This window comes from Streptomyces sp. ADI95-16 (assembly GCF_003721495.1).
GTDB lineage: Bacteria > Actinomycetota > Actinomycetes > Streptomycetales > Streptomycetaceae > Streptomyces > Streptomyces goshikiensis.
Window position 1 is genome coordinate 90,830 of the sequence record NZ_CP033582.1, and the last position, 22,902, is coordinate 113,731.

At 68.7% G+C, this 22,902-nt stretch carries 24 protein-coding genes; 8 read left to right on the top strand and 16 right to left on the bottom strand.

Annotation, left to right across the window (positions count from 1 at the left end):
- Positions 1 to 6: 6 nt before the first annotated feature.
- The 8 genes from EES41_RS37290 to EES41_RS37325 all read right to left on the bottom strand — a co-directional run bounded on the left by EES41_RS37290 (position 7) and on the right by EES41_RS37325 (position 8,513).
- Positions 7 to 441, bottom strand: a complete 435-nt coding sequence (locus EES41_RS37290) for a MaoC family dehydratase (RefSeq protein WP_123082995.1) — start codon at positions 439 to 441, stop codon at positions 7 to 9.
- A 3-nt stretch (positions 442 to 444) separates the two neighbouring features.
- A complete protein-coding gene (locus EES41_RS37295; RefSeq protein WP_123082996.1) occupies positions 445 to 900 on the bottom strand; it encodes a MaoC family dehydratase N-terminal domain-containing protein in 456 nt (151 codons plus the stop codon).
- A complete protein-coding gene (locus EES41_RS37300) occupies positions 900 to 1,958 on the bottom strand; it encodes a hypothetical protein (RefSeq protein ID WP_123082997.1) in 1,059 nt (352 codons plus the stop codon). The genes EES41_RS37295 and EES41_RS37300 overlap by 1 nt, the downstream gene beginning before the upstream one ends.
- Before the next feature lie 64 nt (positions 1,959 to 2,022).
- The gene (locus EES41_RS37305; protein ID WP_123080072.1) at positions 2,023 to 3,777 is read right to left on the bottom strand and encodes a biotin carboxylase N-terminal domain-containing protein; all 1,755 of its coding nucleotides are present in this window, start codon (positions 3,775 to 3,777) and stop codon (positions 2,023 to 2,025) included.
- Positions 3,778 to 3,787: 10 nt separating this feature from the next.
- Positions 3,788 to 4,624, bottom strand: coding sequence for an AfsR/SARP family transcriptional regulator (locus EES41_RS37310; protein WP_123082998.1), 837 nt, complete (start codon positions 4,622 to 4,624; stop codon positions 3,788 to 3,790).
- 134 nt (positions 4,625 to 4,758) lie between these two features.
- A complete protein-coding gene (locus tag EES41_RS37315; RefSeq protein WP_123082999.1) occupies positions 4,759 to 5,439 on the bottom strand; it encodes a 4'-phosphopantetheinyl transferase superfamily protein in 681 nt (226 codons plus the stop codon).
- Between the two features lie 102 nt (positions 5,440 to 5,541).
- Positions 5,542 to 7,137 carry an MFS transporter gene (locus EES41_RS37320; RefSeq protein ID WP_123083000.1) on the bottom strand — a complete coding sequence of 532 codons (1,596 nt, stop codon included), beginning with the start codon at positions 7,135 to 7,137 and terminating at the stop codon, positions 5,542 to 5,544.
- 92 nt (positions 7,138 to 7,229) lie between these two features.
- The gene (locus EES41_RS37325; protein WP_123083001.1) at positions 7,230 to 8,513 is read right to left on the bottom strand and encodes an alpha/beta hydrolase; all 1,284 of its coding nucleotides are present in this window, start codon (positions 8,511 to 8,513) and stop codon (positions 7,230 to 7,232) included.
- 181 nt (positions 8,514 to 8,694) lie between these two features.
- On the opposite strand from EES41_RS37325, the gene EES41_RS37330 reads away from it, so the two are divergent.
- On the top strand, positions 8,695 to 9,279 hold the full coding sequence (locus EES41_RS37330; protein WP_123083002.1) for a TetR/AcrR family transcriptional regulator: 585 nt from the start codon (positions 8,695 to 8,697) through the stop codon (positions 9,277 to 9,279).
- Positions 9,280 to 9,345: 66 nt separating this feature from the next.
- On the opposite strand, the gene EES41_RS37335 is transcribed toward EES41_RS37330, so the two are convergent.
- The 4 genes from EES41_RS37335 to EES41_RS37350 form a co-directional block, all read right to left on the bottom strand.
- Positions 9,346 to 9,795 (bottom strand): ester cyclase, encoded by a 450-nt coding sequence (locus tag EES41_RS37335; protein ID WP_214352250.1) that lies wholly within the window; start codon positions 9,793 to 9,795, stop codon positions 9,346 to 9,348.
- A gap of 74 nt (positions 9,796 to 9,869) precedes the next feature.
- Positions 9,870 to 10,574: a 3-oxoacyl-ACP reductase FabG gene (gene fabG, locus EES41_RS37340; RefSeq protein WP_123083003.1), complete on the bottom strand. Its 705-nt coding sequence runs from the start codon at positions 10,572 to 10,574 to the stop codon at positions 9,870 to 9,872.
- A 12-nt stretch (positions 10,575 to 10,586) separates the two neighbouring features.
- Entirely contained in the window at positions 10,587 to 11,267 is a 681-nt protein-coding gene (locus EES41_RS37345; protein WP_254211853.1) for an HAD family phosphatase, read from the bottom strand.
- On the bottom strand, positions 11,264 to 12,211 hold the full coding sequence (locus EES41_RS37350) for an AfsA-related hotdog domain-containing protein (protein WP_164496176.1): 948 nt from the start codon (positions 12,209 to 12,211) through the stop codon (positions 11,264 to 11,266). Before EES41_RS37350 ends, EES41_RS37345 begins: the two co-directional genes overlap by 4 nt.
- 288 nt (positions 12,212 to 12,499) lie before the next feature.
- On the opposite strand from EES41_RS37350, the gene EES41_RS37355 reads away from it, so the two are divergent.
- Positions 12,500 to 14,044: an acyl-CoA carboxylase subunit beta gene (locus tag EES41_RS37355; protein ID WP_254211912.1), complete on the top strand. Its 1,545-nt coding sequence runs from the start codon at positions 12,500 to 12,502 to the stop codon at positions 14,042 to 14,044.
- Between the two features lie 14 nt (positions 14,045 to 14,058).
- Entirely contained in the window at positions 14,059 to 14,286 is a 228-nt protein-coding gene (locus EES41_RS37360; RefSeq protein WP_123083006.1) for an acyl-CoA carboxylase subunit epsilon, read from the top strand.
- Positions 14,287 to 14,377: 91 nt separating this feature from the next.
- Here EES41_RS37360 and EES41_RS37365 read toward each other — a convergent pair whose 3' ends face one another.
- On the bottom strand, positions 14,378 to 15,427 hold the full coding sequence (locus tag EES41_RS37365; protein ID WP_123083007.1) for a ketoacyl-ACP synthase III family protein: 1,050 nt from the start codon (positions 15,425 to 15,427) through the stop codon (positions 14,378 to 14,380).
- 218 nt (positions 15,428 to 15,645) lie between these two features.
- On the opposite strand from EES41_RS37365, the gene EES41_RS37370 reads away from it, so the two are divergent.
- The 3 genes from EES41_RS37370 to EES41_RS37380 are packed head-to-tail and all read left to right on the top strand — an operon-like array spanning position 15,646 to position 18,273.
- Complete coding sequence (locus EES41_RS37370) at positions 15,646 to 15,924, top strand: acyl carrier protein (protein ID WP_123083008.1); 279 nt, start codon at positions 15,646 to 15,648, stop codon at positions 15,922 to 15,924.
- Between the two features lie 7 nt (positions 15,925 to 15,931).
- Positions 15,932 to 17,140, top strand: coding sequence for a beta-ketoacyl synthase (locus EES41_RS37375; protein ID WP_123083393.1), 1,209 nt, complete (start codon positions 15,932 to 15,934; stop codon positions 17,138 to 17,140).
- Positions 17,137 to 18,273: a beta-ketoacyl synthase N-terminal-like domain-containing protein gene (locus EES41_RS37380; protein WP_123083009.1), complete on the top strand. Its 1,137-nt coding sequence runs from the start codon at positions 17,137 to 17,139 to the stop codon at positions 18,271 to 18,273. The genes EES41_RS37375 and EES41_RS37380 overlap by 4 nt, the downstream gene beginning before the upstream one ends.
- Before the next feature lie 32 nt (positions 18,274 to 18,305).
- On the opposite strand, the gene EES41_RS37385 is transcribed toward EES41_RS37380, so the two are convergent.
- From EES41_RS37385 to EES41_RS37400, 3 genes are all read right to left on the bottom strand, one after another.
- On the bottom strand, positions 18,306 to 18,992 hold the full coding sequence (locus EES41_RS37385) for a response regulator transcription factor (protein ID WP_174261870.1): 687 nt from the start codon (positions 18,990 to 18,992) through the stop codon (positions 18,306 to 18,308).
- A gap of 14 nt (positions 18,993 to 19,006) precedes the next feature.
- Positions 19,007 to 20,161 (bottom strand): sensor histidine kinase, encoded by a 1,155-nt coding sequence (locus EES41_RS44295; protein WP_123083011.1) that lies wholly within the window; start codon positions 20,159 to 20,161, stop codon positions 19,007 to 19,009.
- Between the two features lie 860 nt (positions 20,162 to 21,021).
- Positions 21,022 to 21,633, bottom strand: a complete 612-nt coding sequence (locus tag EES41_RS37400; protein WP_123083013.1) for a ScbR family autoregulator-binding transcription factor — start codon at positions 21,631 to 21,633, stop codon at positions 21,022 to 21,024.
- 391 nt (positions 21,634 to 22,024) lie between these two features.
- Here EES41_RS37400 and EES41_RS41885 point away from each other — a divergent pair, with 391 nt between their 5' ends.
- Together EES41_RS41885 and EES41_RS42215 are read left to right on the top strand one after the other, a co-directional pair.
- Complete coding sequence (locus EES41_RS41885; RefSeq protein WP_164496153.1) at positions 22,025 to 22,318, top strand: hypothetical protein; 294 nt, start codon at positions 22,025 to 22,027, stop codon at positions 22,316 to 22,318.
- A 149-nt stretch (positions 22,319 to 22,467) separates the two neighbouring features.
- A complete protein-coding gene (locus EES41_RS42215; protein ID WP_174261871.1) occupies positions 22,468 to 22,701 on the top strand; it encodes a hypothetical protein in 234 nt (77 codons plus the stop codon).
- The last annotated feature ends 201 nt before the right edge of the window (positions 22,702 to 22,902 follow it).

Below are 22,902 nucleotides of genomic sequence, written 5' to 3' on the forward strand. Positions count from 1 at the left end.
TCGGTCTCAGGCAAGGCGCACCACGGCACGAGCCATGCCGAGGACCTTGTGGCCCTGGCTCGTCGCCGTGATGTCGACCCGTACGGTGCGCGCCTCGTCGTCGAGCTTCTCCGCGGCAGTGGCCCGCACCTCCATCAGCGCGCCTGTGGCGTCGTCGGGGACGACGACGGGTTTGATGTAGCGCACGGTGTAAGAGACGAGGGCACCTGGATCACCGGCCCAGTCGGTGACGACGCGTGCCGCCTCGGCCATGGTGAACATCCCGTGCGCGATGACGTCGGGCAGGCCCGCTTCGGCCGCGAACCGGGCGTTCCAGTGGATGGGGTTGAAGTCTCCAGAGGCGCCCGCGTAGCGGACGAGCGTGCTGCGCTGCACGTGGAAGGTCTGACGGGGCAGTTCGGTGCCGGCCTCGACGTCCGCGTAGCGGATCTTGGAACGCACGGTCTATCCCTCCTCGTCGGTCGCGCGCGAGACGAGCTTGGTCCAGGCGGTCACCACGTGCTCGCCGGCCCCGTCGTGGACGTCGCCGCGGATCTCCACGACGTCGTTGCCGGCCAGGGTTCTGACCGACTCGACGGTCGAGGTAACCGTGAGGGAGTCCCCGGCCCTCACGGGCCGGGTGTACTCGAACCGCTGCGCGCTGTGGACCACCCGGCTGTAGTCGAAGCCGAGTTCAGGGTCGTCGACGATGCGCCGCACGGCCTTGAAGGTGAGGATGAACGCGAAGGTCGGCGGCCCGATCACGTCGGGGTGGCCGAGCGCCCTCGCCGCCTCCGTGTCGGTGTACACGGGGTGGAGGTCCCCCACAGCCTCGGCGAACTCGCGGATCTTCTCCCGCCCCACTTCGTAGGGTGAGGTGGGCGGATGGCTCCGTCCCTCGAAGCCGAGGTCGAGCGCCATCAGAAGCGGCGCAGGGCGAAGCCATCGCGGGTCTGCGTGCCACCGCTGCCGAAGAGGATGTGGACATTGCTGCTGAGGACGTACGCGCCCGAGGGGGTGAGGGTGACGGTCGTCGGGGCAGCCTCGGGGGAGACGGCCTTGCTCACGATCTGGGCGCTGCGCCAGCCGTCCGGGGAGCGGAGCTTGAACAGGCCGTCGATGCCGTTCGATCGGATGGTGTTGGTGGCCGCGTAGAGGGTGCCGTCCGATCCGAGCGCGATACCGTCGGCGCCGGGGATACGCTCCTTGAGGCTGATCTCGCGGAAGTTCTCAGGGTTGCTCAGGGGGATCCTGAAGAGGGCACCAGAGTCGTATCGGACCACGATGAGCGCGCCCGAGGGGTGGTACACGATGCCGTTGACGCCGACGTTGGGCAGGCCGTTCTCGTAGCCGGCGTCGAGGGCCGGGGCCTGCAGGAAGACGGAGCCGGTGCCGGAGGGGGTCACCTTGTAGATCGTGCCGGTGAACGAGTCGGTGGCGTAGGCGTTGCCCTGGGGGTCGAGGGCCAGGTCGTTGGCGAGGTGCAGGCCTGGCGACTGGCTGAGCTCGACGCGCTTCTCCAGCACACCGGTGGTCAGGTTGAAGATGGCGACGCCGCCGTAGCGTCCTCGGGTCTCGGGGGTGGAGCCGTCGCTGAGGAGCGCGTTCGGGCCGGCGTAGACGTCGCCGTAGGTGGCCAGCAGGCGGTTGCGGGCCGCGTCGACGCGGATCCCGCCGGTGGCGATAAGGCTGGGGTCGCTGACGAGGGTGTGGGGTATGCCGTCGGCGCCGACCACGGAGATCGTGCCGTGGCGCAGGGAGCCGATCAGGAAGGTCTTGCGGGTCGGGTCCCAGGTGAAGCCCTCTGGGTGAATGGCCTCGCCGGGTCCCTGAATCAGGGCGGGCAGTGCGGTGGTGGCCGAGGCGGCGGGTGCGTTCTGCTCGGCGTGCGCGGTGGTGGCGGTGGGCGCCAGCATGACGGCGGCGGTCGCGAGGGCCAGGAGGCCCGGGAGGACGGCCTTGTGGGAGTGACTGGGCATGATGCTCCTCTGAATGAGACCAACAGGGTGCTGTGGGGCTAGGGCTACTAGCCGGACGGTAGTGTCAGTCCTTGATCTCGCAGATCGTGGCGCCCGAGGTGAGGCTCGCGCCGACCTCGGCGGTGAGACCCACGATGGTGCCCGCGCGGTGCGCGTTCAGGGGCTGCTCCATCTTCATGGCCTCCAGGACGACGATCAGGTCGCCCGCGGCCACCTGCTGGCCCTCCTCGACCGCGACCTTGACGATCGTGCCCTGCATCGGCGAGGCGAGCGTGTCGCCCGACGCGGCCGGGCCGGACTTCTTCGCGGCGCGGCGCTTCGGCTTGGCGCCGCCGGCGGCGGCCGTACGGGCCAGGGTCATGCCGAGCGAGGACGGCAGGGAGACTTCGAGGCGCTTGCCGCCGACCTCGACGACGACCGTCTCGCGGCCCGGCTCGTCCTCCGCGTCGTCCACGGCGGGAGCCGCGAACGCCGGGATCTCGTTGACGAACTCGGTCTCGATCCACCGGGTGTGGACCCGGAAGGGGTCCGAGGTGAACGCCGGGTCGACGACGACCGCGCGGTGGAACGGCACGGCGGTGGCCATGCCCTCGATCTCGAACTCGGCCAGCGCGCGGGCCGCGCGCTGCAGGGCCTGCTCGCGGGTGGCGCCCGTGACGATCAGCTTGGCGAGGAGCGAGTCCCACGCCGGGCCGATCACGGAGCCGGACTCGACGCCCGCGTCGAGGCGGACACCCGGACCCGACGGCGGGGCGAACCGGGTGACGGTGCCCGGGGCGGGCAGGAAGCCGCGGCCCGGGTCCTCGCCGTTGATGCGGAACTCGAACGAGTGACCGCGCAGCACGGGGTCCCCGTAGCCGAGCTCCTCGCCGTCGGCGATGCGGAACATCTCGCGGACCAGGTCGATGCCGGTGACCTCTTCGGTGACCGGGTGCTCGACCTGGAGGCGGGTGTTGACCTCCAGGAAGGAGATCGTGCCGTCGGTGCCGACGAGGAACTCGACGGTGCCGGCGCCGACGTAGCCGGCTTCCTTCAGGATCGCCTTCGACGCGGCGTACAGCTCCGCGTTCTGCTCCTCCGTCAGGAACGGCGCGGGAGCCTCCTCCACCAGCTTCTGGTGGCGCCGCTGCAGCGAGCAGTCACGCGTGGAGACGACGACCACGTTGCCGTGGGAGTCGGCCAGGCACTGGGTCTCGACGTGCCGCGGCCTGTCGAGGTAGCGCTCGACGAAGCACTCGCCGCGGCCGAAGGCGGCCACGGCCTCGCGCACGGCGGAGTCGTAGAGCTCGGGCACCTCTTCGAGGGTGCGGGCGACCTTGAGGCCACGGCCGCCACCACCGAAGGCGGCCTTGATCGCGATGGGCAGGCCGTGCTCCTTCGCGAAGGCCACGACCTCCTCCGCACCCGAGACCGGGTCCGGGGTGCCGGCGACCAGCGGGGCGCCGGCGCGCTGCGCGATGTGACGGGCGGCGACCTTGTCACCGAGGTCGCGGATGGCCTGCGGCGGCGGGCCGATCCAGGTCAGGCCCGCGTCGAGGACGGCCTGCGCGAATTCGGCGTTCTCCGACAGGAACCCGTATCCGGGGTGAATGGCGTCGGCACCCGAATCGGCCGCGGCCTGAAGGACCTTCGCGATGTCCAGGTAACTCGCGGCCGGGGTGTCACCGCCCAACGCGAAAGCTTCGTCGGCCGCGCGGACGTGCAGAGCGTCCCGGTCCGGATCGGCGTAGACGGCTACGCTGGCGATCCCGGCGTCCCGGCAGGCCCGGGCAACGCGGACAGCGATTTCGCCACGGTTGGCGATGAGCACCTTGCGCACGATGGCTCCCTCAGCCGGCTTGGGGTAGGCGGGATAGGGTCGACGAGGACCGCTGTGTCCCGTTCTGAATCATTGCGATAGTTTCACCGTCGACCCCGGAGAGAATGACACGCTGCATATGCTGCAAGGCACGGGAAGGGTCGAGTCCGAGTTCTTCCTGCAGTATTCCCCGCAACTTCTGATAGGCCTGCAGGGCGTCTCCTCTGCGGCCGCTCCGGTAGAGCGCGGTGATGAGCTGGCCGTGCAGCCATTCATTGAGGGGGTGCCGGGTGACGAGGCTTTTCAGTTCTGCCGCGAGATGGCCGTGGTGACCGAGCTGCATTTCGGCGCCGATCCGCTGCTGGAGCACGCGCATGTGTACCTCTTCGAGGTGCTGGACGTACTGGGTCAGCACAGGGCCGCACATGACGTCCGTCAGCACTCCCCCGCTCCATAGGTCCAGCGCGCGGGCGAGCACGCGCGCGCCCTCTTCCAGTTCACCGGCGTTGAGCAGTGCTTCTCCCTCTCGGGCGAACCGGCGGAAGGTCTCCGCGTCGACCTGATCCGGGGCTGCCCGTAGTACGTAGCCGGCGGACCAGGTGTGGAGGAGTCCCGGAAGGGCGGTGCCCCCACCTTCCTCCCTGAGAATCTTCCGCAGGTGATAGACATGGGTGCGGAGCGTCGAGAGGGCGGTTTTGGGAGGCTCCTTGCTCCAAAGCTCATCGACGAGAGATTCATGGGAGACCACCGTTCCGGGATGCAGGACCAGAAGTGAAAGCAACTGTCGGACTTTCGGGCCCCGCGGTACGGCAATCTCCCGGCCATCGCGTTTTATCGCGAGTGGTCCGAGAACGTTGAATTGAAGCATTATTCCCCCAGGTGAACCGACTATCCTCCAGATACTTGGACAACACTTCCACGCCTTGCGGCTTGATGACAAGAAAATGACTCGAAGGTTGATTCAACCCGATCGAACGATGTAGACATGATGGATGGAATTCTTCATTCCGTCCCGGTGGCGGATATCACGGCGACCGATGCCAGGACGTATTTCCCGGGCAGAAGCTGAAACCAGCCATCGATCCGACGGTTTTCCTGGAGGAGTTCCGGGGCGAGCCGAATGTCCAGCCGGTCTCCTTCCAGCCCTATCTCCACGTCATGGAAGACGGGTGGCCGGGTGCTGATCCCGTGCAGGGCTTTGTAGATGGCTTCCTTGGCGGAGAATAGGACGGAGAGGCGGCTTTCGGGCCGGCGTGCCCGAGCGACCCAGGAGCGCTCGCGCATCGTGCAGACCAGCCGGTCGGCGCCGCGTCCGAGCCGGTCCGTGCGCTCCAGGTCGATCCCGACGGCGATCACGTCCGGGTGCGTACTGGCGATGGATGCCCCGATGGGGCCGGTGGCGTGGCTGATGGATCCCTGCGCGCCCGGGGGGAACAGGGGGCGTCGCCCGTCGCGGAGGACCGGGCCCTGGACGTCGAGGAGTTCGAGGGCGCGGCCCGCCGCCGCGCGTCCGGCAACGAAGCCGGGGCGCCGTGCCGACGGCAGGCGGGGCAGGAGCCGGCGCTCCTCTTCGTGCAGTGATGCTGCGGCGCCGGGGGTTGCCGGGAACAGGGCGATCGCGGTATCGGGCAGGGGGAGCTGGACGACGGCGGCGGCGAGGGGTCTCTGCGGGGTGCGCTGCATGGCTTCTCCTGGGTGGGTCCGGTCCGTGGGGCCGGACCGCGGATCGCCCGGTGCGGGCGCACCGGGCGATCGAGCGGTTCCAGTGGCTGGGGCGTGCGGCTGTCAGACCGGCGCCTGCTCCGCCGTGCGCCTGGTGGCGTGTTCGTCGACGGCGGCCGGGGGCTCGTCGGCCGGGCGGTCGGTGAGGATGAGGTGCAGGACGACGGCGCTGACGAGGCAGATCGCCACTGTGGCCCACAGGACGGTCTGGAAGCCGCCGGTGTAGCCCTGACCGAGGAAGTCGGTGAAGGCGTCACGGGAGGCTGTCGGTACCTGGGCGACCGGGCCGTCGAGGTTTCCGCTGGTGACGCTGTCGGTGACACCGCGGGCGTCGAGGTCGGTTCCCTGTGCGAACCGGTCCAGGCCGTCGCTGATGCGGGACTGCACCAGGGAGACCAGGGCTGCGACCATGCCGGCCACGGCGACTGCTTCGGAGGCGAGCCGGATGGTGTTGAACATGCCACTCGCCATGCCGACCTTGGCGGGCGCGACCGTGCTGACGGCCGCACCGTCCATCAGCCCGTAGATGAGGCCGATACCGATGCCGATCAGGAGCAGGGGCCCGGCCAGGCCGAGCAGGCTGATACCCGGGTGGACGAGGGTCAGCCACGCCAGTCCCGCGGCGACCAGGGCGAGGCTGCCGCTGAGAATGGGCCGCATCGAGACGCCGGCTTGGACCAGCCGTCCGGCGACCAGGGGGAAGGCCAGTACCGGGGCGGTGAGCAAGAGCATGGTCAGGCCGGTCGCACTGCTGCTGAGGCCGTTGGCGCCGACGAGGTACGAGGGCAGCAGCACCATCAGGCCGACGAAACCGAAGGAGACGGCCGTGGCCAGAAGGTTGACGGCCATGAAGCGGGGTTCGGCGAAGAGCGAGAGGTCGAACATGGGGTGTTGCTGCCGGCGCTCGACGACGGCGAAGGCGGCTAGGAGGAGCACACACGCACCGAGCAAGCCGAGGACGGCGGTGCTGCCCCAGCCCCACTGCGGACCTTCGATGATGGCGAGGGTGAAGCAGAACAGGGCGAGGGTGAAGGTGACGGTGCCGGCCCAGTCGACGGCATTGGCGTCGGGGTCCTTGGATTCCTGGATGAGCTTGAGGCCGACCATGGACGCGGCGGCGATGGCGAACTGGACCCAGAAGATGGAGCGCCAGCCCAGACCGGAGACGAGGAGACCCGAGGTGGTCGGGCCGAGTGCGAGCCCGGCTCCGATGGTGACGCCGACGAAAGCGAAGGCCTTGGCGCGGGCGGGACCATGGAACATGTTGGCCATGACGGAAACACCGGCGGTCATCATGGCGGCCGCGGCAACGCCGGCGACGCCTCGTGCGACGTTCAGCATCAGGATGTTCGTCGCGAGCGCGCCCATCAGTGCGGAGACTCCGTAGAGGCCCACGCCGAAGGCGAACACTTTCTTGCGGCCGATCCGGTCGGCGGTCGAACCGGCCGCCATCATGAAGCTGGCCGCCGTCACGTTGTAGGCGTTGACGACCCACTGGAGCGGTACGACCCCGGCGTCGAGGTCCCCACCGATCGCGGGGAGCGCGACCGGTGCGCTGCTCAGGCCGTACGGGACGATGAAAACTGCCAGGCATAGGGCGAGGATGGTGAGGCCCGCGCGTGGCGGTGCCTCCGGGATCGGGGTGGCGACGGCGGCCATCGGAGCTCTCCTTGGTCACGGTGGTCGGGAAGGGGCGGCAGGGGTCGCGGGGGATGTGCCCCTGCCGCCCCGATCTGGGGCGGGGCGCCTGATCAGTGGGCGCGCCGCGGGAGCTCCCGGAGGAACTGCGAGAGGGTCTGCAGGAAGCGGTTGTCCTCCCACCGGGCGTACACGACGTCCTGGTGGGTGAGGGCGTTGTCGGCGTGCAGGGACATCTCGGGGATGCGGCTGTTCGCGGTGACGGTCGCGGCGGCCTGGCCGGTGGTGCCGTTGGTCAGGCCGGACTGGAAGGTGTACAGCGGCACGTCGATGGCCCGGCCGTGCGGCAGGCGCAGTCCGAGCATGCGGGTGACGTCGGTCTCGGCGAAGTCGATCGCGGCGACCAGGTCGAGCATGACGCGGTTGAGCGTGTACCAGACCCAGGCACCGGGACGGGGGCCGGCGAAGGCCTCGACGACGGTCTTCAGGTCCGTGTGGCCGTCATTGACCCAGGCGCCCGTGCCTTCCAGCCGGCCCGCGTGCACCGAGTACGAGGGGTGCACATGCTGGGCATCGACGAGCCAGCCGAGCAGTCCGGCGTTGGTGAGCTTGCGGTCGGTGCGGACCGCCTCGGGCAGCTGGTCGGCGAGAACGGCCGGGGCGTCGGGGTCGGCGAGCGCGTGCTGGGCCGCGAGCTGGAACCAGATGGCGGCCGATTCGGGCTGGTCGCCGAGGCTGAGGGTGCTGCTGGTGAAGTTCTCGAACACGGCGCCGCTCTCGATCGCGCCGAGCCAGCCCTTGGCGGCTTCGAGGGGCAGCGCGAACTCCATGCCGGCGCCGGCGTACGCGTTGTGCACCCCGCCGTCGACGACGGCCAGGCCGGCGAGGTCACGGTAGCCAGGTGCTCCGTCGAAGTCCCAGGCCGCGTAGAGGAGCGCGGCGCTCGCACCGACGGACACGCCGCCCAGTACGACGTCGCGCCGTCCGCCGTCCGAGGCGGCGAGGACCACTCGGCGTACGTCCTCCAAGAGGACTTCGAGGCCCCAATGCGCGGCGAAGAGCGAGTCGGAGGCTTGCTGTACCTGGTAGTGGCCGCCCAGGTAGTACTCGGTGGCCTGCTCGGGGCTGCCGGCGAAGGCGGAGAGGTCGGCGAGGTTCTGTTCGCGGGGGTCGACGGCCCACACCTGAAGGTCGTCAGCGGCCTGGACGAGGCTGCGTGCCGTGTGCCGGAAGACGCCCGCAGCGCCCTCGCGGCCACCCAGCAGAACCAGAACACGGCGGGCGTCCGCAGGCCCGGTCTTGAGTACGCCGACCTTCTGCAGGTGGGTCGGACCGGAGGCCCGGAAACCTTCGACGAACTCGTACGTCTCGGTCCAGTTCTGCTGGTTCTCCGACATGCCAACCACTCCTTGATAGACGCGACTTCCCGTTGACTCGCGACTTAAAAGTATCAAGAAACTCTCTAGATGCAACACTCGTGATGCAATTTCTCATTGTCTTGCCACTTTGGTGTCACCTAGACTGGCCGAGAAGATGCATCCAGAGACGGCAGGCGACGACGGAGAGGCTGTTCACGAGATGACGGAGACAACGAGAGAGCGCCCGCTGCGCGCGGACGCTGAGCGCACCGTGCGGACGATCCTGGAAGTGGCCGAGCGCGTCCTCGGCGACGATCCGACCGCGAGCCTGGGACAGATCGCGGCGGCCGCCGGCGTCGCTCGCACCACGGTCCACCGTCGCTTCGCATCCCGCGAGGCGCTCATCGACGCCATGGCCGCCCATGCCTTCCGCCAGGTCGAGGAGGCGATCGACATCGGCCGCCCGGAGACCGCACCTCCGCTGGTGGCGCTGCACCAGATCACCGCGAACGTCATCCAGATCAAGAGCGGCTGGCGGTACACCGTCGGCCAGCCCCAGCTGCGGGACCCGTCCGCCATCGCCGCGCACGAGCGCATCTTCGCCAAGGGCAACCTGCTCATGCGGCGGGCGCAGCAGGCAGGCCTGCTGCGGCCGGACGCCGATCTGGGCTGGGCCCGCCGGGTCTACCACGCGCTGATCGAGCAGGCGATCCTCGAACAGGCGGAGAGTTCCGCCGACCCGGACACGCTCGCGGCCGCGGTGGTGGACGCACTGCTCAACGGCCTCGGCCCGAAGCGCTTCTGACCCCGGAAAACACGAGAGGGCGGCATCCGCGCAAACGCGGATGCCGCCCTCTCGTTCAGTCGCTGGTCAGACCGTCGGAACGGGCTTGGGAGCCCCCTTCAGCGGCTTGGTCCAGGCACCGATCTGGCGGAAGAGCTCCAGGTCGTCACGGACCGCCCAATGCTCCGCCACCTGGCCGTCGGCTATGCGGTACACGTGCAGGTGCTGCACACGCACCTCCTTGCCCGTCGCGGGCACACCCATGAAGTCGGTGACGTGCCGGCCGGTGAAGACGAGGCGCAGCAGCGCCTTGTCACCCTTGGCGAAGGAGTCGACGATCTCCCAGCGGGCGTTCTCCCACACGCTGCGCATCCAGCGCGCGGTGTTCGCGTACGCCTCGGGGCCGCGCGGCGAGCCCTCCGGGGCCTCGTGGTCGATGAAGTCCGCGGCCACCAGGCGGCGGGCGACCTCGTCGTCCCCGTCGTTGAAGATCTTGCCCATGTCCACGGCGATCTGCAGTACTTCTTCGTCCGTCATGACGGAGTCCTCTCTCATTGGGAAAACAGCGGAAGGGGTGGAAGGGGTGGGAAAACCAGGGGGACGGCCGAAGCTCACTGCCCCATGCCGATGCCGCCGCCGATCGGGATCGCGGACCCTGTGACGTAGGCCGCGCCGTCGCTCGCGAGGAACTTGACGACCTCTGCGACTTCTTCCGGGGCACCCGTGCGACGCAGCGGAGTCTGGGCGAGCAGCTGCGCGCGGCGCTTGTCGGTGACCTTCTCAATCATCTCGGTCTCGATGAGGCCGGGGGTGACCATGTTGACGGTGACGTTGCGCGAACCCAGCTCCCAGGCAAGCGAACGGGTCAGGCCGAGCATCCCGGACTTGGAGGCCGCGTAGTTGGACTGGCCGGGTGAGCCCAGGAAGCCCATGATCGACGAGATGAAGACGATCCGTCCCCATTTGGCGCTGATCATGGAGCGGGACACCAGGCGGGCCATACGGAAAGAGCCCACGAGGTTGGTCTGGAGAACGTCCTCGAAGTCCTCCTCACTCATCACCGGGGCGAGGGCGTCCCGGGTGATGCCGGCGTTGGAGACCAGCACGGCGACCGGCCCGTACAGGGCCTCCACCTCGGCCACGGCGCGGCGCGCGGATTCGGCGTCCGTGACGTCGCAGCGGACACCGAACAGGCCCTCGGGGGCTTCGCCGCTGCGGGAGGTGACGGCGACCTTGTCGCCGTTGTCGGCGAAGGCGCGGGCGATGCTGAGTCCGATTCCCCTGTTTCCACCGGTGATCAGAACGGTGCGTGACATGTACTCTCCTGTTCAGGTGGCCGCGGGACCGGCGGTGGTCTGCGGCGGCAGACAGCGGGCGAGTTGCTCCGCCGCCGCTTCGGCGGTGGTGAAGTGGATGGACTGCCAGCCCGCTGCCTCGGCTCCGGCGCAGTTGCGCTCGATGTCGTCGACCAGGAGGCATTGCTCGGGGGCGACCCCGGCGAGCTCGGCGGCCACGTTGAAGATCCGCCGGTCCGGCTTGCGCGCCCCGATCTCGAAGGACAGCGCCAGTCCGTCGAACAGGGTCTCCGACCCGCCGGGGCAGATCATCTGCCGCCACAGGGGGTCCCAGGCGGGCGGCATGTTCGAGAGCATGCCGACGTAGATGCCGGCCGCGCGTACTTCAGCGAGGTGGGCACGCCACGGCTCGTTGGTCTCGCGACCCTCGAACCAGTGCTTGCCGAAGCCAGTCAGGTCAGTGTCGACACCCCGCCCCAGCAGCTCGGCGTTCATCCGCGCGGCCCACTCGTCCTCGCTGATCAGTGGAGTGTCCAGCGGGGCCATCAGGTCGCCGCCGAAAGGCTTGGCCACCGCGGTCATGGCCGCGCGCATGGCTCCGGCGGGGATCTTGGTACGGCGGCAGAAGGTCTCCAGGTCCTGGCTGATCGGCGGGGTCAGGACACCGCCGAAGTCGGTCCACACCGCGCGCACGGCAGGCAGGCGGCCGCTCACAGCGCCTCCGCGGTGACGGAGGAGGACACCGGGGCGAAGGACAGCGAGACACGCGCCACCACCGTGTCCTCCTGGTGGAACTCGACGTGGTAGTCCGTGGGGTGGGCGGTGCCGGCGACCGGCTCGAACGTGGCGGTGGCCATCATGGGGGAGTCGAGCTCGGCGAAGCGCGTGAACTCCGCGGCGCAGCGGGTGACGGCGGCGCCGGTCGCCGCGCCCGCCAGGTGGGCCAGCTGCCGGGCGCCCTCGGTGATGACCATCGCGGGGATGTGGTCGTAGGTGTGGTCGAAGAGGCTGGCGTTCTCGAACCTCGGCTCCACCAGCGCCGAGACGGTGTCACCCGCGCGAACCGGCTCGCCCAGCACGACATTGAGCGGGCTCCGGCGCCCCACGCCGGCCGTGTCTGCCGCCCGCGGCCGCGGCACCACGCCGAGTTCAGCGGTGAGGGGCGGTACCGACCGGCGCTGGAGGAAACGGAGTTTGCCGTAGTCCGCGCTCTTGGCCGCGCCCACGTCGATCCGCGTGCGGCCGACGGGGCGCCCGGCGATGGAAAGGGCGACCGAGGAGCCGACACCGCGCAGTTGGCCGTTGCGGCCCGCCGACGGAATGACCGTGCCCGTCAGCTCCAGCTCGCCAGGTCGGCTCCCGGGAGTAAGGGCGTCGAGGTCGTCGAGCTCGATCGACCAGTTGTGGACGAGGAAGGCGGTTTCACGGGAGACGCTCAGCTGCCGGTGCGATGCGGCGACCCCGGCCTGGCGGGCGGCCTCCAGCAGCAGGAGAAAGTCGTAGGACACCGGGTCCCTCAGGTGGTCCCCGAAGTAGGCGTGGCCAAGCGGAAGCTGCGCCCCGGCCGCGAATGTCTCGTCTCCGGTCGCCACCAGATCCGTGACGAGCACCTCCGAGACGGCTGCTCTGTGCACCAGCGAACGGTCAATGGTGCTCATGTATGTCAGCACGGGATCGGATGCCGATGGAACGGCATCGAGCGGCGTTGTCATGCGGAGAACTCCTCAGTCCGGTGGGCTGAGGTCATCATTCACATTCGACATGGAAGCTCCATGAAATCCGCATCGAACGGTGCGGAATCACGGCCTTTTAGTCAACTTCGATGGCGGCCGCACATTCTGTCCCCGACGGAAATCATCAATGTATGGGAGTGCTTTTCAATGACCGCTTTGGATGATCGCCCGATCACCACGGCTCCGGTGATACCGCAGCCGTCACGGCCCGGCATGGAGGCGCGGACGGCCGAACTGCTGCGCCTGGGCCAGGCGGTGCGCAGCGGTCCCGGGGCGCACGCCACCGAGGCACAGCACGCCCGCGGCAAGATGACGGTCTACGAACGTATGGAGCTTCTCTTCGACGAAGGAACGTTCGTGGAGATCGAGGGGCTGCGGCGGCACCGGGCCGTCGGCTTCGGACTGGAGGACCGCCGCCCTCACACCGATGGCGTCGTCATCGGCTGGGGGCGGATCCACGGCCGCACGGTCTTCGCCTTCGGGCACGACTTCCGGATCTTCGGCGGGTCACTGGGTGAGTCCCACGCCGAGAAGATCCACAAAATCATGGACATGGCCGAGGCGGCCGGCGCGCCGCTGGTCAGCCTCAACGACGGGGCCGGGGCCCGTATCCAGGAAGGCGTCTCCGCGCTGGCCGGCTACGGCGGCATCTTCCGCCGCAATGTGCGGGCATCAGGAGTGATCCCGCAGATCAGCGTGATGCTGGGGCCCTGTGCCGGTGGCGCCACCTACTCGCCCGCACTGACCGACTTCGTGTTCATGGTGCGCGGCATCTCGCAGATGTTCATCACCGGACCCGACGTGGTTGAGGCCGTCACAGGCGAGCGGGTCACCCAGGAAGAGCTGGGCGGGGCGGACCTGCACGCAGCGGTCTCGGGTGCGGCGGCCTTCGCCTATGACGACGAGGCCTCGTGCCTGGAGGACGTGCGGTACCTGATCTCCTTGCTGCCCGCCAACAACCGCGAGCTGCCGCCCACGGCCGAGCCGGCGGTGGACCTGGGTACCCCGGACGAAGAACTGCTGCGTCTGGTGCCGGCCGACCCCAACCAGCCTTACGACATGCGTGAGGTGATCGCGCGCCTGGTCGACGACGGGGAAGTCCTGGAGGTCCACGAGCGGTGGGCCCCGAACCTGCTGTGTGTACTGGCACGCATCGACGGCCAGACCGTCGGGGTGGTCGCGAACCAGCCGCGGCACCTGGCGGGCGTCCTGGACATCGAGGCGTCCCAGAAGGGTGCCTCCTTCATCCAGACCTGCGACGCTTTCAACATCCCGCTGGTGACTCTCGTGGACGTGCCCGGCTTCCTGCCGGGCACCGACCAGGAAAGCGGCGGCATCATCCGGCACGGCGCCAAGATGCTGTACGCGTACTGCAACGCGACCGTTCCCCGGGTCCAAGTCATTCTGCGCAAGGCGTACGGCGGCGCGTACATCGTCATGGACTCCCGGTCGATCGGGTGCGATCTCTCCTACGCGTGGCCGACGAACGAAATCGCGGTGATGGGCGCGGAGGGCGCGGTCAACGTCATCCACCGTCGCGCGGTCGCCGCAGCCGACGACCCGGAGGCGGCACGGCGCGAGCTGACCGAGGAGTACAAGGAGGCGCTGATGCATCCGTACTACGCGGCGGAGCGCGGCCTGGTCGACGACGTGATCGATCCGCGTACGACCCGCGCCGTGCTGGCGGAGGCCTTGCGGGTCCTGCGCACCAAGCAGGAGCAGCTCGTCCCGCGCAAGCACGGCAACCCGCCGATGTGACAGGGGAAACGACCATGGACACACAAAGAACTGCCAGGCCCGCGCCGCAACTGTGCGTGGTGCGAGGTGAGCCCACCCCCGAGGAGATCGCCGCGGTGACCGCTATTCTGCTGCGTCTCGCGGCGACGGTACCCAGCGGACCGGCCGAGCACGCGGACGCGTTCCCGGCCGCGCCCTCGCCGGGCTGGCGGCGTACGGGGCCGCACCGCCCGGCCGGAGCGTGGCGCACCTATCCGCAGTAGCGCTGCCCGGATGTTCGACCGCAGGGGCCTGGGGCCGTCCCGAACCTGATCAGGTTCGGGACGGCCCCAGGCCCCTTGTGCATGCGGCGTATCAGTGCCGCGTCGGCGCCTCGACCACGGCGCACGACCAGGTGAAACCCGCGCCGGCGTTGAGCAGCAGTGCGAACTCTCCGGCGCCGAGGGCGGAACGGCCCGACACCTCGTGGAGACCGGCCGCGAGATCACCCGTACCCAGGTGACCGGTCTCGCAGCCCCAGTCCACGGCAGGCGCGTCGAAAAGTTCCCGCAGCAAGGGGATCCACGCGTCGTCCAGGGTCTTGCGAGCCAGCCGGGGAAGCACCACGAAACGGATCCGCGGATCACCGGCGTCGAGCCCGGCGTCGCGCAGCGCGCCCGCCACCACGTGCCGGATCATCTCCCGGTTGGTCTTCTTGAACGGCTCGACGCCGTGCTCGCGCAGGTAGACCCGCTTGGTCCGGCGCATGTCGACCACCGCGGAGTTCTCGCGGGGCAGGTGCGCGAATGGGTCCGCACCCCGGTGCATCATCTCCAGATGCGGGGCGGCGTCGGTGTGCAGGGCGCGCAACACGAGGTCGTCCGGGCCGGCCGGCCAGCGCAGCAGCACCGCTGTGGCGGCGTCCCCGTAGGCGGCGCCGTAGTCGCTGCGCCACCGGTCGAAGCCGGGCATGGCGAAGCGGTCGGCCGTCGTGACCAGGGCGTGCCGGGGAGCCGATTCCCGCCCTTCCCCGGCCGTCATCCGGGCAGCCGCCAGCTCCAGCGCCGCCGCCCCGCCGTTGCAGATCTGCTGGATCCCGACAGGAACGGCTGTATGCGCGCCCAGCTGGTGGGCGATGTAGTGCGGCGGTGACCACAGGTCGTGGCCCTGGTAGTACATCCAGGCGTGCAGCAGCAGCGACAGCTCGGCCGCCGGTACTCCGGCATCGTGCAAGGCTTCCTGAGCTGCCAGCACAGCCATCTCCGGGGGCGCGATGTCCCCGGCGACAGGGAGTCGCGGGTTCCCCAGGTCTTTGGCTGTGCGTGCCTCGACCCTCCGCTCGGCCACGGCGCTCGCTGCGGTGTCCTGATGCTCCGGCAGCCACAGGGCCACCGAGGCAATACCTACGGGCACGGGCATTCTCATGCGAGGAGCTCCCTCTGGTTTCGGCAGCGGGACGGTCCCGCCCCCCGACACCTGATTCTTTCCAGCCGAAATCGAATGCACGTCAAACCGGCATGAAAGTTGTATGCAAACCGATCGAACGGACTTCTCTCCGCAGCTCAGTCTGTGGCAGCATCCTTTCCCGAAGGAACTATCCGAACCATCTGGTCGATCGAGAATTCAAAAGCAAAGGAATTCACATGTCCGGCAACCTGGCCGTGGAACTTGCCCCGGAGCTTCGCAACCGCATCCGCGAGATCATCGCGGACGTCCTGGAGGTGGGCCCCGAGGAGATCCGGGAGGAGCACAGCTTCGCCGAGGACTTCGAGGCCGACTCTCTGCTCGTCATCGAGATGTTCTCCCGCTTCGAGCGGCAGCTGCACATCGAGATTCCGCAGGAGGAGCTCGTCGACCTTGACAGCCTCGGTACGGCCTACGCCCTGATAGCGCGTCACGTCACCGAGCCGACGGGTGTCTGAGACACAGCTGCGTCGCGTTGCGGTCACCGGCCTCGGAGCGGTGAGCAGCCTGGGCATCGGAGCCTGGGCGTTCACCGAGGCCATACGCGAGGGACGCAGCGGAATCTCGCAGATCCGGTCGTTCGACAGCGCCGGGTTCAACCACACGCAGGCCGGCGAGGTGCACGACTTCCGGCCGGAGGAGCACCTGAGGGTGCTGGAGCCCGCGCAGTGGGGCCGTAGCAGCCAGTTCGCGGCGGCGGCGGCCCGGCTCGCCGCGCAGGACGCGGGCTGGGAACCGGACGCCCTGGCCACCGCGCGGGCGGGCAGCGCGATGGGCACCACCAACGGAGAGGCTCAGGTCTTCCAGGAGCTGACCGAGCAGTGGCTGGAGCGAGGGCTGGAGGGGATCGACGGAGAGCTCGTCTCCCGGGCCTCCGCCGACCGGATCGCGGCGGCCGTCAACACGGAGCTGGGCCTGCACGGTGAGGCCCAGACCTTCGGCACGGCTTGTTCCGCGAGCAACTACGCGATCGGCTACGGCTTCGACGTCATCCGCAGTGGTGCGGCGGACGTCATGGTGGTCGGCGGTGCCGACGCGGTGAACCGCGCCACGCACGCCGGCTTCCATCGGCTGGGCGCCATCGCCGCGGACCTGTGCCGCCCGTTCGACGAACACCGGGGCGGCATCATGACCGCGGAGGGAGGCGCCGCGCTGATCCTGGAGTCGTGGGACAGTGCGGTCTCCCGCGGTGCCCGGATTTACGCCGAGGTGTTGGGCTACGGCATCACCTGCGATGCCAAACACCCCACGCAGCCCGATCAGGACGGGATCGCCGAGTGCATCCGGCGCGCCCACCGGGATGCCGGCGTGAAGCCGGACGAGGTCGACTACGTGTGCGCCCACGGCACGGGGACATCCGCCAACGACTCCACTGAGGTGGCGGCCGTCCGCGAGGTGTTCGGCGACCGCATTCCCGCGATCAGCTCGATCAAGTCGATGCTCGGTCACACCATGGGCGCGGCCAGCGGCTTCGGTGCGCTGGCGTGTTGCATGGCCCTGTACGAGGGCTTCCTGCCGCCGACCTCGACGGTCCGGACGGTGGACCCTGCCCTCGGCCCCGGCCTGGACTGCGTGCCCGGGCAGGCCCGCCCTGCCCATCCGAAGATCGTGGAGAACCATGGGTTCGCGTTCGGCGGGAACAACGCCATCGTGATGCTGGGGAGGCCCGAATGAACAGAACCGCCGCGCCCGCGGTGCGGATCACTGGCTACGGCGTTCTGAGCGCCGCAGGCATCGGTGGCAAGGCGCTGTACGAGGCAGTCCGGTCCGGGGAGCTGCCACTGGGTGACGACGCGGCCGAGGTACTGGCCGGACAGCCCGCACCGCCGGTGCGGCTACTTCCCGTACCGGACTTCAATCCTCGAGAGCACCTGGGCCGCAAAGGGCTCAGCGTCTTGAGCCGGACCAGCACCCTGGGAATGACGGCCTCGGAGCTGGCCCTGGACGCCCTTCCGGAACCGGTCGGGGAGTCGGAGCGCGCGGATACCGGGGTCGTGCTCGGCAGCAGCACCGGCAGCGCGCAGGCGTTCTCGGAGTTCTTCCGGGATACCTACGAGTTGGAGCGGCCCTACCTGGTCAGCCCGGCGCTCTTTCCAGGCCTGCTGCTCAACCACTGCGCCAGCCAAGTGGCCATGCGACACTCCTTCACCGGTCTCAATGCCTCGCTGGCCGGCGGACACGTCTCCGCTCTGTCCGCACTGCGCTACGCCCGCAACGCCCTGACCACCGGTCGGGCCTCGCGCCTTCTGACCGGTGCCGTGGAGGAACTCAGCGCCCAGTCCGCCTGGGCCTGGTATCGAAGCGGTGACCTTCCCGAAGGTGCCTCGGTGGGTGAGGGCAGTGCCGTGTTCGTACTCGAAGGCGGTACAGGGAGCTCGGCCCACCTGGCCGAACTCGCCGCCTGCGAGGTCTCTTTCAGCCCGCTGGGCGAGGGACCGCTGGCTGTTTCGGCGGCACTCGCGCGCTGCATCGGGGACGCTCTGTCCGCGAGCGGGTGCACGCCCGCGGACATCAGCGTCGTGTCCTGCGGATCGAGCAGCCGGCCGGGCTGGGCTGCGGTGGAGTCCCGGGGCCGGGGCCGGGCTCTCGCCGGCTACGACCCGGATGTCCTGCGCGTACAGGAGGTGCTGGGTGAGTCCCACAGTGCGAGCGGCGCACTCCAGTTGGCCGCTCTGCTCGGGTACTGGGAAGCCGACGCTCCAAGTGGCGAGCCGAGGACATCCGGCAGCTGCGGTCTGATCACTTCCGTCGGGCACGATGGATCAGTCGCGGCGGCCGTGGTCAGGCGGCCCGTACCCTCAGCCTGACCCCTCGGTCGGGAAGCCGGTGTGCGCAGTGGTCATGGGGACGTGGTGCTCCGTGCGTCAGGGCCCCAGTGACCACTGCGCACCGCCGTCGGCAGGGTCGGCGATGGAATGATGTGCGCTTGTACCGCCTTGTTGACCGCGTCGAGCCTCGACACGGCTCCGAGCTTTCGGAAGACGCTGTTCAGGTGCCGTTTGACCGTTCCCTCGGTGATGCGGAGACTGTCGGCGATCTGGCGGTTGCTCATCGCTGCGGCCACGCTGACCAGGACCTGACGCTCCCGCGAGGAGAGGGCCTCTCTGTCGGAACCCTCCGCAGCCGGACTGGGCACCAGGACAGTGGTGTGCGCGGCCTCCTCGAGAGTCCGCTCTATCGCCATAAGAAGTGCTTCCCGGTCGATGCCCTTGTGCAGGACGCCGCGGGCGCCGGCGGCCAGGACCTCGTGGACGAGGCCCGGCTCCGCGTAGGCGGAAAGGCAAAGGATCCGCGTGCTCGGGGATATGTCCAAGATGTCGCGGACCGTGCCTGCCCCTCGGCTGTGAGGCATGCGGAAGTCCAAAAGTAACAGGTCGGGGCGCTCGGCGGCGGCACACCGCACGGCCGCGGCCCCGTCGGCAGCATGCCCCACCACGGTGAGGGCGGGTTGCGCTTCGAGCAGGTCACCGAGTGTCTCTCGGAACAGATTGTGGTCATCGGCCAGGACGATGCGGGCGGGGGTCATGGCGGGAGTCCTTGTCATATTCGGACGCTGAGGGGCAGATGGATCTCGACGTACGTGCCCTCACCCGGACTGCTCCCGATGCGCAGCCGGCCCCCCAGGTCCTCGATTCGTCCCTCCATCCCCTGCAGGCCGTGTCCGCCGCTCGTCTCCCTCACGTCACGCTCGGCCACGAAGCCGACCCCGTCGTCCTGGACCCGCGCGTACAGCCAACGCCGGGTGGTGCGTACGGTGACCTCGATCCGCTCGGCCCCGGCGTGCGTGAGGCAGTTGCGAAGTGCCTCACGTAAGACGAGTAACAGCTCGCGGCGGCAGAGCTCGGGGGCCAGCGTCTCGTCGCCCGTCACCTTGATGGTGACCAAGGCCTGCGGCTCCATGTCGGCCAGCCAGTGCTGCAAGGCCTCACGGACCGGAGGTGTATGTGAGCTACGGTGCAAGGCGCCGATCAGGATCCGGTTCTCGCGGGCGGCCTCGCCGAGGGCTTTCCTGGCGACGGCGAGATGGGGGGCGGCCCGGCTGGGGTCGCCCTCACCCAGTTCGATGCGGTGCAGTGCCACGGCCAGAGTGTTGCCTAGCTCGTCATGGAGCCAGCGAGCAAGTCGGCGGCGGTCGCTCCAGCCTGGGTCGCCATTCCACCGGCCAAACTCCATGGCGCGCATGACGTGACCAAGTCTCCGGACGACGGCCACCCCGCACTCCATCGAGGCGCGGCTGTCTGCGATACCAGTCTCCGTCACCTGGAGCAGAGCGCATTCAAGCAACAGAGTGCTCGCGGCCACCAGGTAATGCGGGGTGGAACCACCTGCGGGCGGCTCTACTTCGCCCAGGAACGCGGGTTCCTCGGCGGAGGGGCTTCCGTCCGCCGAGGCAAGCTGCAGAACATGGTGGGCGTAGGCCAGGCAGGAGGCGTCATGGTGGGGCAGGTCCGGTTGGCCCAGATGCCGGAGCGAGGACAGCGCGAGAGTGAAGCGGTGGAGGATCGCCGCAGCATCTGTCCGAAGAAGGGTGTCCGTTGGAGTCGCTGGGGCCGGGGCCGGGAGTCGGACAGCGCCAATCGGCTTGCGGGGACGGGGCGACGACCGTGCCCCCCATGTCGCATCGGGGGAACGGGGGGCCCGCACGAGCCCCTCATACAGAGCTTCCGCGAACACCGGGTCGGATGAGCTATCCATCGAACTCCTCAACGTCACTCAGCTCCCACGGGCACTCCCCGCAAGACACCCCGACAGTAAACAGACAGACTTGTCTGATTGTCAAAGAGATTTGTGTCATCCTGGCGGGACTCGCGGCACCCTTCGAAGGCCTCCATGCAGCCACAGAACACCCAATCTCTTGAACCCACTTCAGACGAAATTCTCCCATACGCACTCACCCTGGGCTGTGCAGCGGCGCTGCGACTCAACCATCAGAACAGACAGACTTGTCTGTAACGACTGCCGGGTGGTTGACTGAACACACTGGGCCCAGGCTCTGATAAACCCGCTCCCAAAACCATGGAAAGGCGTAGCGCCGGATACAGAAGCCCGCCGAGCAGACACGTCAGGCGCTCATCCGCGCAACCGCCGAGCTCATCGGCAGGGGAGGTCTGCGCGCTGCCGGACTGGTCAGCATCTGCCGCACGGCGGGGTGAGCAGAGGGGCTCCGTTTCACCACTTCGACACCACGGAGGCGGCGGCCGTCGCCGTCCGCGTCCGGGCGCGTGAAGAGGTCACGGTTTTGATCGATGCCGCCTTCGAAGTCCCTGCCTACACAGGAGCCGCTCGCTTCAGTACGTCTCTAGGCCGCGCTCTGCGTGAGGACGAGACGGTGCGGGCCGGCCTGCAGCTGAGCCCCAGCGGATCCGACGGGAGCCCGCGGCTGCTTGAGGAGGTACTCGATCTGGTGCGCCGCAGGATGAGCGAGCGCCAAACGGATGACCTGGCCGACCTGGCGGTGGTTGTCACGGCCGGTTTGGAATGCCTCGGCCGCCGGGACTCCGCATGGTGGGACCCAGAGACCTCGGAACGCATCTGGTCGATACTCGACCCTCTGCTCAGCTCTCCTGCGCGGGGGTCGTCCGCAGACGACTGATCATGGCGGGGGTAGCGAAGCCGGGCAGCAGCAGTTGCCACATGGACGTCACGCGCTCAAGAAGGTCCTGCCGCCCGCTGTAGACCTGGGACATCAACTGAACGCCGGTGAAAGCCCCGACGATGAACGTGGTCAGCTCGTCGAGGTCTGCATCCGGCAAAATTTCGCCCTGCTCTGCGGCCTCCGCCAGAAGGGCGGCGATCACCTCGGTCGACCACTGGTACGGAGTGCGCTCCGGGTAGGTGAACGAGGTCTGTTCCACCGTCAGCCGCACACTGGCGCGCAGTACCGGATCGCGCTGCAGCCGTCGAGCGAATTCCAGGGTCAAGTCGATGGTCGCCTGCAGTTTCACCTCGTTCGGCGGAGCCACCAGAGCTTCCGTCTGGGCCTCGATCAGTGCGATCGCAATGGCCTCTTTGGAGGCGAAGTGGTGGTACAGGGCCCCTCGTGCCAGCCCGGTGCGGACAAGGATGTCCGTCGTGCTCGCCCCGTCGTAGCCCCGCTCGTCAAAGACTCGCGCCGCCGCCTCCAGAATCGAGCGTCTGGAACGCGTACCCCGCTCCTGCTGTGCCACCTGGCTAGTACCCCTCTTCGATCTATATCACTTTGAAAATTCAACAGACCTCTCTATATCTTAACGGCTGTACGTGATCATTAGCCATGCGGCGGGCTACCCGAACAGGTCCCTTGCAGTGCTCTTCGACTGGTGCTTCGAGGCAAAAAGCATCCTCAACACCGAGCTGGAACGAGGCGTGCCGAAGGGTCGGCCGGGCCATCTCCAAGGTCCTCGAAATCCCGGCGGCCGCCCGGGGCCAGGGCGACCCGTCCGCTGTCATCTGGCTGGACGACCAACTCGCGCCCGACAACCCCCTCGTCCGCACAGACGTGACCCTGACTGTGGGGCTCCGGCTGGGCAATGACACCACCACACGGCCACCCGCTGCACCGGCCAGACCCCCCGGCAGGTGCGTGACGCGTACGACGCCTGGAAGGAGCTGAACCCCGGCCACGGCCAGCAAGCCGCGCAGGCCACCGCCGTGTTCCGGAGCTGGCACGAGCACGGCCCCTCGTACGGCCAGCTGTGCTCCACCCTGGGCTGGCCGCCGAAGCTCCGCGAGTTCGTCGTCCAGCAGCTCCTGGCCGACGGGTGGCTCGCCGAGAACGAGTCCGTGCCGTGGACGCTGCGGCCGGGAGACACGGCCGCAGCCCACGGGATCCTCCTGCGGCCCACGCCGCGGAGCAACGTGCCGATTGAGTAAGGCTCGGTTCCGTGCAGAGGCCGCGGTCGCGCTCCTGCCTCACCTGGCCGACCACGAGGTGGAGCGGGTCGTAGGGGACTGGGACCCCGAGTCGCCGTATTGCTCAAACGGTCATCAGGGCTGGTGAAAGCCGCCTTGAGGCAGTTGATGTGGAGTCGGACGCCGGCTTCGACGGCGGTGCCAAGGTTCTGCCAGAGGTGGAAGCGGTCGGCCACTTGGGTCGCGTGCGGGGCGCCGGTTCGGGCGCCGCCGGCGTGGGATCCCCCGACGGCGGCGAACACCGTACCGGCATCTGGATCGCCGACCAGAAACAACGCCGCGAACGCCGCGACTCCGAGCAACGCGCAGCCCTCGCCGAACCGGGAATGGGATGGGCCCGGTAGCGGAGGGGTCGTTCCAGGCTGGACGCGTGGCGCGGGGTGGTCCTAGTGCCACCCTCATTACGGGTGACAGCAGGATCGCCCCAGTCTCCCCCTGCGGGGAGGATCGGAGCGAAGAGCAAGAAGATCCAACGGGGAGCACACGGAATGCACTTGTTCAGGAAGCCAACACGATGGGCTGCGGTTACGGCCACCGCGTGCGTG